The organism is Butyrivibrio sp. AE2032, assembly GCF_000702965.1.
On record NZ_JNLF01000004.1, the window covers coordinates 723,129 to 737,348 of the forward strand.

Below are 14,220 nucleotides of genomic sequence, written 5' to 3' on the forward strand. Positions count from 1 at the left end.
ATCATTTCCCCAGCAGCATAACGCAATAAGCACCGGCCATTCCGCCGTCATGCGACAGGCTTATCGAGACGGAGCAGACTCCAAGATCTTCCGCATGTGCCAACGCGCCGCCGGAAAGTCTCACCTCCGGAACGCCTTTTGCATTCTTCACGACTTCGATATCGTGCATTCCGACGCCTTCACTCAAAAGTCCGGTGCCCAAAGCTTTGCCGACCGCTTCCTTTGCCGCATATCTCGCAGCATAGCGTTCAGCCTTCTTCGCCGGATTCTTGGCGGAATCGCAGTAACTTTTCTCGCCTTCGGTAAAGCACTTATTGATAAAGGCCGTATTTGACTCTTCAACGATCTTTACGAACCTTGATATATCAACGAGATCCATTCCACAGCGTACGTCCATCAAATGACCCCGTCACTTTCCTTCCGGCGAGATGGTCCTTGCCGTGGACAATTTTCCGCTGATCCTCATATCACACTTGCTTACGAGTTCAGTCTTGGGGAAAGGCGTGACAAGCACCGTAGGGAGCTTCCCCGCCGTTCTTATCTCAAGAAGAGTATTCAGGATCGATCCCACATTATTAAAGAGCGTGACCGAATCCGCAAAGTCGTCTATGACAAGGAAGTCTATACGCTTAAGATCCTCCAGGGTATCGCTGCCAAGGTTCGGCAGATCCTCACACTTAACATAATACGCGCTCTTGCCAAGGTTTATGGCAGTCTTGCATACGCATACCGCGAGAAAAGTCTTTCCTGTCTGCGGAGGCGCGGAATACACCCAGAGAGAAGACTTTTCACCGTCTTCGTTCATTCCGAGCATCGCCTTGAGCAATTCGTTCCTGACTCTCTTTCTGCCGTTGGAATTTCCCAGATAATCGTCTCTGAAGTTCTTCATCCTGTAGGATGAATAGTCTCCCATTCCGCTCAGTTCATAGCATCTTTCAAGTTCGTTCCTTCTGCAGGAGCATACCTTGAGCGTGCCGTCGCTTCCCTTCGTAAAACCCGTGTCATCGCATTTTTCGCAAATGCTCCTGGTCTCATCGAAATTAGGATCTATCTTATGGATCTGTATGATCCTGTCACGCTTGACCCGGAGTTCCTCTTCGGCTATATCGAACCTCTTTACGAGTTTCTCGTCTTTGTCTATAACGGCAATGAGCCTGTTGCCCCTGACGCCTATGATCTGGTCGTCGATTTCCTTGAGTTCGGGACACTGCCTGTAGACGCGTCTTACATTCTCATCCCTGCGGATCTCTCTTGCAGCGGCAACTTCGGTAAGACTCTCATTTATCAATTCCCTAATCGTCTTCATCTGAATCTCCAAACATATCCAGGATATCATCAGGGATATCCGCGTCATCCTCGGGAATGGCATTCTCCGCCTTCCCTGTTTCCTTAGCCTCTGCTGCTTCCTTGGAAGCCTTATCCTTAGCGTCAGTCTCAGCGTTGTTGCCGCTTATGCCGGCCTCATCTCCCGTCCGCCATGCGGAACCGGAAACAGCCTTTCTTCTCGAAGCTTTGCGCTTGTTCTCTTTATGTTCTTCCTCTTCAAACTTAAGCGCATCTTCAGCAGTCTTCACACCATGGTCATGCCACTTTGTCAGGGTATCCCCGACATTTTTCAGAGATATGCTGCTTCTGTACTCATTTGCCTTGAAGGCAAGATTTACAAGTTCTTCCGTGGCATCAAGATCTTCGACCCAGTGCGTTATGCGCTCGATATCAAGACCGTTGACCCTCCTTCTCAGGGTCTGGCCTACGAGCTTGATCAGGCGCTTGATCCGGCTGTTAATCTCGAGCTGTTTTTCAAGGCTCTTGATATCCGTATAGCCCTTCTCGTACCAGGAGCGGGCCATGTTCTCCATGCGCTGCAGATCCTTATGTATCGACTGTTCGTAGCCTTCCTCGAAAAGCTTGTAGCAGACTCTGCCGTCAAACTTGTACTCATAAAGGCACTTATCGATAAGTCTGTAAAAGATATATGGAAGGACGCCCTGGTAGAAGGTCGAAGATATGGAATCGGCAAGGATCTGCCTTTCCTTCTCGTCGCTTGTCAGAACGGGCATTCCGGAATCAGTACCGCGTGCCTTTAACGACTCGACATAATCGCTGACTTCACGTGCCTTGATGTCATCAAAGGCATATGTCTTGTCATTGCGAATAATGAGGCTTGCAGCCATAAGCTCGGCAAAGACCGGCCCGGTCTCTTCATCGGGAATGATCTTGAACTTTTTTACCGTATTCTCGTCAAAGGAATCCTTGAGCCCCGTCATGTTGAGCCAGAGGTATACGAGCAGTGCATTCCTGCTCAGACTCTGCGCATATCTTACAAGGAAAATATCAGGAACGAGACTGTCATTGATCATCAGTCTCGAAAAATCATCCATGCCTTTATCTTTTTTCATCTCTTTGCGGAACTCTCTTCCATAAATTTGCTTTGCTAATTATAGCATGTTTGGCCGGTCCTTTCGGGTAAAGCTTAGGCTAATCCGCTCCTTTTTAAGGACAAAAAACGGACCGGCTCTTTTACGAACCGGTCCGCATTAATCGATCAGTTAACGATCAGGTCTATCAAGCTTCGTTAGCCTTCTTGACATAAGAAGCATAACGGTCTCTGGAATCCTGATAGCATCTCTGGAAGAGGCCGTCAACAACTTCTGCATCATACTTCTTGTAGAGTGAGTTGTAACGTACTTCTGCCTTGAGGAATTCGAAGAAGTCAGCTGTAGGCTCCTTGGAATCGAGAGTGAAAGGATTCTTGCCTTCGCTAGCTAATGCAGGGTTGAATCTGAAGAGGTGCCAGTAACCACACTCAACAGCCTGCTTCTCTCTGTTCTGAGCTACCCTGAGGCCGCCCTTGATACCGTGGTTGATACAAGGAGCATAGCAGATAACGAGGGAAGGTCCCTGGTAAGCTTCTGCTTCTGTGAATGCCTTGATGAGCTGGTTCTTGTCAGATCCCATAGCAACCTGAGCAACGTAAACGTAGCCGTAGCTCATAGCCATCATACCGAGATCCTTCTTCTTAACGTGCTTACCGCCTGCAGCGAACTGAGCAACAGCACCCTGAGGTGTGGACTTGGAAGCCTGTCCGCCTGTGTTGGAGTAAACCTCTGTATCGAGAACGAGAACATTGACATCCTCACCTGTAGCGAGAACGTGGTCAAGTCCGCCGTAACCGATATCGTAAGCCCAGCCGTCACCACCGATGATCCACTGTGATCTCTTCATGAAGAAGTCCTCATAATCGAGAGCCTTCTTAGCAGAATCAGAACCCTCAGCCTTAAGAGCTTCAGCGAGCTTCTCTGCGATCTCACGTGTATTCTCAGCAGAATTGAATCCGTCGATCCAAGCCTGAGCTGCAGCCTTGAGGTCCTCAGAAGCTGTATTAGCTACTGTCTCCTCAACGAGCATCTTAGCTCTTGATCTGAGCTGCTTGTAACCGAGGAACATACCGAGACCGTGCTCAGCGTTATCCTCGAAGAGGGAGTTGCCCCATGCAGGACCGAATCCTCTGTAGTTTGTTGTATAGGGCATAGAAGGAGCAGAACCACCCCAGATTGAAGAACAACCTGTAGCATTGGAGATCTGCATTCTGTCGCCGAAGAGCTGTGTAAGGAGCTTAGCATAAGGAGTCTCTCCGCATCCTGCGCATGCGCCGGAGAATTCGAGGAGGGGCTGCTCGAACTGTGAACCCTTAACTGTTGCCTTGTTCATCGGGTTATCCTTGTGAGAAAGTGCAACACAGTAATCCCAGTTCTCAGCTTCCTTGAGGTTATCCTTGAGAGGAACCATGGTGATTGCCTTCTCCTTAGCGATACAAGACTCTACGCAGATACCGCAGGACAGACAGTCCATAGCAGAAACCTGGATCCTGAACTTCATGTTGTCGTAAGGCTTCATACCCTGCTTTGTCTCGAAAGGTGCATTTGCAGCCTCTTCCTCTGTGAGGAGGAAAGGACGGATAGCAGCGTGAGGGCAGACGATGGAGCACTGGTTACACTGGATACACTTGGAAGCATCCCATACAGGAATGTCTACTGCTGTACCACGCTTCTCGTAAGCAGCTGTACCCTGAGGGAAAGTACCGTCTTCCATACCTACGAATGTAGATACAGGGAGCTTGTTACCTTCCTGTCTGTTCATTACGTTAACGACCTTCTCGATGAACTCAGGAACAGCCTTCTTCTCAACCGGCTTATCCTCAGCTGTCTTCCAGGAATCAGGAATGTCAACTGCAACAACTGCATCAACACCTGCGTCGATAGCAGCATAGTTCATCTGAACAACGTCGTCACCCTTCTTGCCGTAAGACTTGAGAGCAGCCTTCTTCATGTAGTCAACTGCCTGCTCAACGGGAAGGATTCCGGAAAGCTTGAAGAATGCGGACTGGCAGATCGTGTTGATCCTTCCGCCCAGGCCGATCTCCTTAGCCTTAGCAACAGCGTCAAGAGTATAGAACTTGATGTTGTTGTTAGCGATATATCTCTTCATGGAGCCGGGGAGTCTGTCCTCGAGCTCTTCTCTTGTCCACTGTGTGTTGAGGAGGAATGTTCCGCCCGGCTTCAGTGTGGAGAGCATATCGTACTCATAAACATAAGACTGGTTGTGGCATGCAACGAAGTCAGCCTTGTTGATGAGGTATGTAGAACGGATAGGTGTTGTACCGAATCTCAGGTCGGAGATCGTGATACCGCCGGACTTCTTTGAGTCATAAGAGAAGTAAGCCTGAGCATACATGTCGGTATGGTCACCGATGATCTTGATGGAGTTCTTGTTAGCACCGACTGTACCGTCTGCACCGAGACCCCAGAATCTTGCCTGAACTGTACCCTCGCCTGCAACTTCGATGGACTCGGAGCAGTCGAGTGAGAGGAATGTAACGTCATCATCGATACCAATGGTGAATCTTTCCTTGGGCTGATCCTTCTTGAGTTCCTTATAAACTGCGAGTACGCACTCAGGAGTTGTATCCTTGGAACCCATACCGTAACGGCCGCCGATGAGCTTGGGAGCGTTCTTGCCGACATAAGCAGCAGCAACGTCGAGATAGAGAGGCTCTGCGAATGAACCGGGCTCCTTTGTTCTGTCGAGGACTGCGATAGCCTTAGCTGTTGCAGGGATAGCCTCGAGGAGCTTGTCAGCTGCGAAAGGTCTGTAAAGGTGAACCTTTACCATACCAACCTTCTCGCCGTGAGCGTTGAGGAAGTCGATAACTTCTTCAGCTGTCTCGCAGACAGAACCCATAGCGATGATTACACGGTCAGCATCAGCTGCACCATAGTAATTGTAGAGCTTGTAGTCTGTGCCGCGGATCTCATTGATCTTATCCATGTAGTACTGAACCTGATCAGGTACTGCAAGATAGAAGGGGTTGGAAGCTTCTCTGCCCTGGAAGTAGATATCAGGGTTCTGAGCTGTACCACGGAGTGTCGGGTGGTTAGGAGAAAGAGCTCTCTTACGGAAAGCCTTGATTGCATCATAGTCAACCAAAGATCCGAGTGTGTCGTAGTCGATAACCTCAATCTTCTGGATCTCGTGAGATGTACGGAAACCGTCGAAGAAGTGGAGGAAAGGAACTCTTGTCTTGATCGAAGCGAGGTGAGCAACTGCTGCGAGGTCTGCAACTTCCTGAACGGAGTTGGAGCAGAGCATTGCAAAACCTGTCTGACGGCAAGCATAAACGTCTGCGTGGTCACCGAAGATGTTCAGTGCGTGAGCAGCGAGAGCTCTTGCAGAAACATGGAATACGCAAGGGAGAAGCTCGCCTGCGATCTTGTACATGTTAGGAATCATCAAAAGGAGACCCTGTGATGCGGTGTAAGTAGTGGTTAATGCACCTGTAGCGAGTGAGCCGTGAACGGCACCGGAAGCGCCTCCCTCAGACTCCATCTCGACGATGTTAACCGTCTGTCCGAAAATGTTCTTTCTGCCCTGCTGAGCCCATTGATCGGTGTGGTCAGCCATAGGCGAGGACGGTGTGATAGGGTAAATAGCGGCGTTCTCAGTAAATGCATACGAAGTATACGCAGCAGCCTCGTTACCGTCCATGGTTTTCTTTGTCAGTTCTGCCATAAACATGATCTCCTTTGGAAAATTCTTTGCAGTTACATCTGTGCACAGAAGTATCTACTATAAATAACTGAAATATTATAAACCCAATCGGGCAATAATGGGGGCAAAAAAAAGGAATTTTTATATATTTATTTTATTAGAAAATAAAAGACTTTATGACAGCAGCCTCCGCTCCGGCAAAACCGGTACGTTCGCTGACAAATAAAAGAACTGCTTCAGATCACTGAAACAGTTCTTTTTTATCTCTTAAGTGTCAGGAACCGCCTGAAGGCTTTCCCGGGGATTATTCCCCTCCTTCACCGCTGCCGCCGCCTTCTTCGCCGCCGCTGCCGCCTTCACCGCCGCCACCGCTGTCAGGTGTGGGTGTAGCCGGAACAGGTGTGGGCGTATCTGGAACGGGTGTCGGTGTATCCGGAACCGGTGTCGGAGTGTCAGGTACAGGTGTCGGTGTGTCCGGAACAGGTGTGGGCGTATCCTTCTTATCACCCTGTGTAGGAGTAGGCGAAACGGATGTCGTAGGTGTCATGTTCGGATCTACGGTAGGTGTGGGCGAACCGGAAGGATCCGTGATCTGACCTGTAGACTTGTCGAACGTTGCATAGGTGCCATCCGGCTTCAATGTGCCGACAGCAGTACGCTTTCCGTAAGCGCCATACGTTGTGTTGCCGTATACTTCACGCTTTATCTCTTCATCCTTGTCGTTGTACCAGACCTTGTATACTCTCGCAGTCTGTCCCTGATGAGCCTGTCTTACGGTCTTGGTCTTACCGACTTCCAACGTCTTATCCTCGACAAACTCTTCCTTGCCGTAACCGGAAGTGGAAACTATCTCGCTCTCGAGCTTGATGTACTGACCGTCGGGGAATTTCTTTCCGTAGATCTCAGCATGAACATTGCTGTCGGAAGAATCCCACCAGATAACGATGATGACCTGGAATTCTGAATCGTTCTGGAACTTGAAATCCAGTGAAGGCCAGTCGACCGTAGCGTCAAGACCTACGGAAACGTAATCTGAAGGCCATGCGTGAGGGCTTCTGCTCGTTACCTTGAGATCAGCCTTAAGTACTGCATTGTAAAGAGTCGTGCTTACCTGGCAGATACCGCCGCCGAGGCCCTGCTCGTACTGTCCGCCGAGGATGACCGTAGCTTCCCTGAAGCCTCTTGCATAGGTTCTCTGGCCTACAGTGTCGTTGAAAGAGAACTCCTGGCCGGGCTCAAGGATCGTGCCGTTAATGTATTCGCAGGCTTTGCTGATGTTCGTGTTACGGTTGGAATTGTTGGATGTCTTTGTATGGCACTCGCCGATAAGACCAAACTCATTGTTGATCATCTCGGTTGTGACCTCAGGTTCCTTTACAACCGTAGGAACTCTTACAAGACCGGAGTACTTCTTTGAATCGAAGAGCTCCTTTACCGCTTCAGCCGCACCGTCTACATCAAGGATATAGCCTGACTGTTCAGGGCTGATGACGAATGTCTTGGTCTCGGGATCGAAACTCTCGATCGCAGCATTCTTTACCGTCGCATACTCTGCAACATAAGGATCGAGCACACTGTGAACCTTCTCTGAAACGCCGCCGATCTCGACAGTATAAGCTGTTTCATAGGTCTGCGGATTGTTCTTGAGCTGCTGAACGTTGTTATAGCACTCTGTCAGCTGAACGAGATCCGTGTCATTAAGAGGTCTGAACTTTGAGAATGCCTCTTCGACAACTTCACGGGTATTGTACTCAAATACGGCGTCGGAAAAATCAAGGGGTAATTTCTTTCCTTCGAGATTGAGCTTAACGTCTACATCAACGGGCTCGGCAGGCAATGTTACGGAAACCGCATTGAATGCCTCGTCGACCGTCATTCCGCCGACATCTATGCCGTCGATGACCGTTCCGGCAAAGAACTTGTCGGTCATGAGCTCGGCATAAGCTTCCTCAGCCTTGATCTTCGTTACTGTGCCGTCAGCCATCGTAACTTCGATCTGGGGCTTAAAGAATCCCGTATAATAAAGGCCTGCGAGAACTGCTCCTGCAACGAGGATGACTGCCGCAACGGCGGCAATCGCCGGACCCGGATTCTTTTTCTTTGATTTTACGCGCTTTGTGGTGGTCTTGGCCGTTCTTACGGTGGACTTTACCGTGGAAGAGCCGCTGCTCTTCTTTGAACTGCTGCTTTCCGAACTCCTGGGAGCGCTCTTGGACGTGCTCTTAGCTGAATCCGTTGTCATTTTCGCGGGTGCGGATTTTTCAAGAGCAGGCTTGAACACTTCCCTGCCGGAAACCTCAGTTTTATTGATATTATTGTTATTGTTAACAGGTACGAGCGCAGTATTCCTTACCTCTGAAGGTCTTGAACTTGAACTGCCCGGAGCCTGACCTGCCTTTTTCTTCATAACTTACTAACCCCTTTTATTAACAAAGATATACTTTGTAATCCTAAACAATAATAAACATTGTTCAGACAAACTTCAACCACACAGGAAGTGCATAATATCAAAAAAAAAACGTTAAATTTTGTAGGGTTGTAGTAAAATCGTAATAATTCACATCAAGAGAGATCAGGCCGATGAACACAGTTTACAAGGCATTGCTTGCCACAGACCTTGACTGCACGCTCCTTGCCCCGGGCAAGGACGTTCCCGAGGGCAATAAAGAAGCGATAAGAGCTTTGCAGAAAGCCCGCGTGGCATTTACCATAGCCACCGGCAGATCGTCTTTTCTCGTCGGCAAATTTGCGGAGAACCTGGGCATCGACGTGCCCATCATAACCAGCAACGGCGGTTCTTTATTCGATCACAAGACCAGAAAACAGTTCGCCTCAAGGGATTTCGAAGACTCCAAGATAAGATCACTCTTAAGATATCTCCTCGATCATTCGGCTGATGCGACACTCTATTCTGATGAAGGGATCTTTTTTGCGCCCTGTTCCAGCAGAAAATTCTTCGTGGAAGGCTACAATATCGGAGTGGAGCCCGCAAAACAGGCTCCGATAATCGACATTGACAGGAGCTTTCCGGAGCAGGAAAGGATACCCGCTTTTAACAAGATCCTCCTGATAAGACCCGACAGCGAGCTGAAAGAAATGCTCACCTCCGACCCGGAACTGGAAGCGATACCGTCCGGGATCGACCTTTTCGACATTATGCCCCGCGGGGTTTCCAAGGGAGATGCTCTTCTGAGCCTGGCTGATTATCTCGGCATCCCCGCATCCCGCACATTCGCCTCGGGCGACAACGAGAATGACATCTCGATGCTCGCTTCCGCAAATTACGGGATCGCCATGGGCAATGCCACCGAGGGGGCGAAAAAAGTCTCGAAATATATCAGCGCAGATTATGACAGCCTCGGCTTTGCCAAGGCTGTCTATGAATATGTTATTCCGCTAGTCGAAAGTTTTGACGGTTAACCGAGCTTGGACTTGACGTAGCCTTCAACCTGTCCCTTGATCGTCTCAAAGGACTTCTCAGCTGCTGCCTTGTCAGAATCGTAAACGCCCATGTAGATCTTGAGCTTGGGCTCCGTACCCGAAGGTCTTGCGCATGCCCAGTCGATCCCCTTGTTTCCGCCGAGCTCATAGAGGAGAACGTTGGACTTGGGAAGTGTGATCTCTTCAACTTCCACACCGCTGTCTGTAAATACATAGCGCTTGGATTCCTTATAGTCACGGACTGCCTTAACTGTAGCGCCGCCCAAAAGGCTCTTTGCTTCTTCAAGATTCTTGCACTCTGAAAGCTCTTTTCTGAGCTCAACCATGCAGGAACCGATCTTCTCGATACCCTCTTTGCCCTCGAGCGTGCAGCTGATCGTCTGCTCAACGCCGTAGCCGTACTTTTCGTAGAGGTGGTCAAGTCTGTCTGCAAGTGTCTCGCCCTTCTCGAAGGATGCAGCAGCCATGTTGCAGATGAGCATTGCGGCAACAACGGCATCCTTGTCACGTACGTCAACACCGGAGAGATAACCGTAGCTCTCTTCGAAACCGAACTGGAAGTGTTTGTCGCCGAATTCATCGTCGAGCTTGATCCTCTCGCCGATAAACTTGAATCCCGTAAGTGTCTCCTGGAGCTCTACTCCATAGTAATCGCAGATGCTCTTAACGAGCTTGGATGAAACGATCGTCGTAACCGCAAAAGACTTGTCAGGCAATGTGCCGAGGTTCTTCTTTGCGTCGAGGATGTAATCCAGTAGCATGAGACCCATCTGGTTTCCGGAGAAGCACTTATATTTGACTTCACCGTTCTCAACTACCTTCGCTGCGGCACCGATACGGTCTGAATCAGGGTCTGTGCCGAATACAAGTGAAGCATCCGTCTTCTTGGCAAGCTCAATTGCCATTGAAAGAGCCTCCGGGTTCTCGGGGTTGGGAAGGCTTACCGTAGGGAAAGCTCCGTCAGGAAGCTCCTGCTCTTTTACGATGTGGATATTCTTAAATCCGACTGCCTCAAGGATCCTTCTGACAGGCTTGTTGCCTGAACCGTGCAGAGGAGTGTAAACGATGCTCATGTCAGCCTGCTTATTGATGGCCTCCTGGTCAACAACGAGCTTTGTGAGCATGTTTGTGAATGCCTCGTCGATCTCGGGTCCGAAGGAAGTAACAAGCCCCTTTGCCTTTGCTTCTTCGAAATCCATCATCCTGATGGCTCTGATATCTTCGATCGCTTCAATGTTGGAGAGGACTGCATCAGCAGCTTCAGGCGGTACCTGTCCGCCGTCCTCACCGTAGACCTTATATCCGTTGTACTTGGAAGGATTGTGCGAAGCCGTGATCATGACGCCCGCAAAAGCCTTGAAATATCTTACGGAGTAAGAAAGTACCGGAACCGGTCTCAGCTCGTCTGACAGTCTCGAAGGAATGCCGTTTGCAGCAAGGACCTGAGCCGTGATCTGTGCGAACTCGGGAGAGAAATGTCTTGAGTCGTAAGAGATTACAACACCTCTCTTTATCGCCTCTTCACCCTCGGAGAGGATATATTTAGCAAGACCTTCGGAAGCCTTGGCTACCGTATAGACGTTCATTCTGTTTGTTCCCGCGCCGAGCACGCCCCTTAAGCCTGCAGTACCGAACTCGAGATCCCTGTAGAATCTGTCTTCGATCTCTTTTGTGTCATCCTTTATCGCGATGAGCTCATTTCTCGTGCCCTCATCGAAAAAAGGATCCGTTGACCACAGTTCATACGCTTTCATAAAATCCATAACTTAATACCTCCAAAGCACTGATTCATTTAAGATACCCGAATTATTTCTGTTTTTCATTCTTTTTCGGGCGTTTTTTATCAATTACAATAAATGCTGCCAATAAAACAACACCCGCACAGGATACGCAGGCACCGGCCTTAAGACCGGGAGCTGTAAACACGAGCTCAGCCGTATGATCACCGGCTCCCGTATCAAAAGCGATAAATGCATTCTGGTAAACCCTGTACTCCGCGGGGCTTCCGTCAACATAGAACTGCCAGCCGTCCTCGGCCGGGATGGTCGTAAGGACCATGTCCCCTTCTTCCATTCCTTTTACATCGAACTTCGCATAACCGTCAGAGACTGAAACAGGCGTTACACTGGACTTATCGATCTCCGCAAACTGTCTTGAGAAAGCCTCATTGTCAAAACTTGCGAACCTGATATTCAGATAAGACCAGCTCGAATTTCCCGAAAGGAATGTGACCTTAACATCGTCGCCCTCGTTGAATTTTCCGATCCTGAATATCTGTGAATAGAATGAATTAGCCGCAAAACTCGATATCTGGATGCCGTTGACATACACTTCCGTGCCGTCCAGGATCCTTCCGGTGACAAGAGAACAATAGATCTCGTCATCAGACGGAGCCTTAAAGTTATATTCGACGGCGATAGGGATCTTCTCGTTTGTCTTGTAGATCGTTGTCACGCTGTCTTCAAGTTTGTTATAGATATCCTTTTCGAGACCCAGAGGATCTTCAACGACACCGCCCTCCTCACTGTCGGGACCGTTCTTGTTGATGTAGACTTCATTAGTCGTATATTCATTCGCGTTGAAGAATACGCCGTTTGTGATCTGCGGTCCGCCCGTCACATCCTCACCGATCTCGACAAAGAAGTCCTCAGTGAATTCATCCGGGAACATCGACCTGTACCATTCGTTCTGCAGAGCGTAATAGTCCTTCTCATCCGCGTCGCGTTCAAGCCTGTAGAAATCAAAATCCATTGCCTTCTTGTCAGCAGCAAATGCCAGGGGCAGAACGTTGTCGTTGGAGTAGAACATCAGGCCTGAACCGTAGGAATCCTGACCTGCCAAACGGTAGAAAGACAGCCCCTTCCTTGAAGAAACCGAGCCAATCGAGAAAAATGCGTCTGCGGGAGGGCATGAGAAATTGTATTTAACGGAAAAGTAATTGTAATTGGCAGGAATTCCAAGCTGCTTTATGAAACGCTGCATCTTTTTGTTGGAGTTCGAATTGAAGAATGAAAGCCCGTTGTAATTGCCGTAGAAAGCATTTCCTTCGTCAACATAATACTTCGTCGTGTATTCAGGAAGTCTTTCTTCCTCTGCCCTGAATGCGCCGTCGGCACTTGCTTCCGCTTTGGCAAATGCTCCGAATTCCTGCTCCGCCCTGATCGAATCACTGTATTCGACTGCAGGTCCGCCAAACATTGTCAGAGTCTCTATGCCCGAAGATAACATAGGTCCTGCGAATATCAGCTCGAAGACCACTATTCCCGCCATGATGGGAGAGAGCATCTTCGGCATATCGCGGAGCTGGTCGGGCCAGTTCGCTATTCCGAATCCCGCAAAGATACCGCAGTAGACAGTTATGAGGATCATGTTGTAGAGAACCGCCTTCGGATAATCGTGAAGACTGCCCCAGGAACTGTCGATCACGACAAACGCGAACATGATCAGCATGGCCTGCATGATGCTCTTCCTTGAAAGTTCCTTTATCCTTGCCAGCACTCTGAACGAGATGACGAGGAACAGCGGCAGGAAAACAAATGCATGTCTGTGCCAGAACCAGTTCGGATCATCAAATACCTGCCATGCCTTATCGATAAAATATACGGCAGTCGACAGAAGCACTCCGAGAATGCAGAAAGCGTGAATCTTTCTCTCCCTTCCTTTGAAAACAGGGCTTAAGAAGTAGATCAATACCAGTATGGTTACCGGCAGGCAGATAAACAGGAACGGATAATTTCCCGGAAGGATGTCGTTAAAGTCTCCGGGTTCTCCCAGTATCATCATGTGTATGAGCGTATAAGGTGAATACGTGATCACCTTATCACCGTATGGCAGAACGGTCTGGTCAGAATTCCTTATGGTATCCAGACCTACCGGCACCAGCATGACTGCCGTGACAAGTCCGGTAAAACCTGCTGCGAGCACATACCTGAGAGCTGTCCCGAAAGCTTCCTTCTTAGGCACTTTCAGAACAAACATCCTTATGCACAGATAAAGGAAGCAGGCAATTCCCACCATATATGCGATGTAATAATTTGAAACGAACAGTATCAGGAGTGAGATCACGAATCCGGCATAATTCTGTTTCTTTATGAACTTTTCCGTGAAATAAAGGATGAGCGGCAGGAGCATATAGCCGTCAAGCCACATGATCTGGAAGATGAAAGCCTGTGTATAAAGCGAGAATGCATACATGATGCCGAGGAGGACCGGCCAAAGTGTCTTTTGGTCATCAGCCCTTTTATTTAGGAAAAGGCACATGAAAGCAGCTGAAAAACTGAGTTTGAGCGTAACGATAACAAGAACCGCAAGATCGATCTGGGCTTCGTCTATCAGCAGATAGATTAGATTAAACGGACTTGCGAGATAGTATCCGAAAGTTCCTATGAAATTCTTTCCGAGTCCGAGCTTGAATGAATATGACAGATACGAAAGCAGATGTCCCTTGGGAACGGAATCCAGATCGGCGATCTTGTTCCTTAACAAAGCAAGGAACGGTGCATACTGCGCTCTCAGGTCACTGTGCAGGAATGAATACTCACCGCAGGGATATTTGTTGCACAGGAACATTACCGCAACATACAGAACAAGTGTTGCGAAAAAGGCATATACGGGACGGAGATCAGTATTCTTTTTCGCTTTAAGGGCAGGTTTGCTTGAAGGTTTGGCAGTCGTTTTCTTTGTTGTCCCGCCGTCCAGACTGGAAATCTCTTTCATTATCGCTTACGCCCT

The 14,220-nt window shown here is 49.0% G+C and carries 8 protein-coding genes; 1 reads left to right on the forward strand and 7 read right to left on the reverse strand.

Features of this window, described 5'->3' with window-relative positions:
- Position 1: 1 nt before the first annotated feature.
- The 5 genes from acpS to BO18_RS17280 all read right to left on the reverse strand — a co-directional run bounded on the left by acpS (position 2) and on the right by BO18_RS17280 (position 8,455).
- Positions 2–397, reverse strand: a complete 396-nt coding sequence (acpS, locus tag BO18_RS17260; protein ID WP_034448318.1) for a holo-ACP synthase — start codon at positions 395–397, stop codon at positions 2–4.
- 12 nt (positions 398–409) lie between these two features.
- On the reverse strand, positions 410–1,306 hold the full coding sequence (locus BO18_RS17265; protein WP_034448322.1) for a hypothetical protein: 897 nt from the start codon (positions 1,304–1,306) through the stop codon (positions 410–412).
- Complete coding sequence (locus tag BO18_RS17270) at positions 1,293–2,399, reverse strand: DnaD domain protein (protein WP_034448325.1); 1,107 nt, start codon at positions 2,397–2,399, stop codon at positions 1,293–1,295. The genes BO18_RS17265 and BO18_RS17270 overlap by 14 nt, the downstream gene beginning before the upstream one ends.
- A 166-nt stretch (positions 2,400–2,565) precedes the next feature.
- Positions 2,566–6,069: a pyruvate:ferredoxin (flavodoxin) oxidoreductase gene (gene nifJ / locus BO18_RS17275; RefSeq protein WP_034448328.1), complete on the reverse strand. Its 3,504-nt coding sequence runs from the start codon at positions 6,067–6,069 to the stop codon at positions 2,566–2,568.
- 283 nt (positions 6,070–6,352) lie between these two features.
- Positions 6,353–8,455: a VanW family protein gene (locus BO18_RS17280; protein ID WP_034448330.1), complete on the reverse strand. Its 2,103-nt coding sequence runs from the start codon at positions 8,453–8,455 to the stop codon at positions 6,353–6,355.
- Between the two features lie 173 nt (positions 8,456–8,628).
- Between BO18_RS17280 and BO18_RS17285 the strand changes: the two genes are divergently transcribed.
- Positions 8,629–9,468: a Cof-type HAD-IIB family hydrolase gene (locus BO18_RS17285; protein WP_034448332.1), complete on the forward strand. Its 840-nt coding sequence runs from the start codon at positions 8,629–8,631 to the stop codon at positions 9,466–9,468.
- Here the strand turns inward: BO18_RS17285 and BO18_RS17290 are convergent.
- Positions 9,465–11,252, reverse strand: coding sequence for a phospho-sugar mutase (locus tag BO18_RS17290; RefSeq protein ID WP_034448336.1), 1,788 nt, complete (start codon positions 11,250–11,252; stop codon positions 9,465–9,467). The genes BO18_RS17285 and BO18_RS17290 overlap by 4 nt on opposite strands.
- Before the next feature lie 43 nt (positions 11,253–11,295).
- A complete protein-coding gene (locus BO18_RS17295) occupies positions 11,296–14,205 on the reverse strand; it encodes a YfhO family protein (RefSeq protein WP_034448339.1) in 2,910 nt (969 codons plus the stop codon).
- Positions 14,206–14,220: the final 15 nt, after the last annotated feature.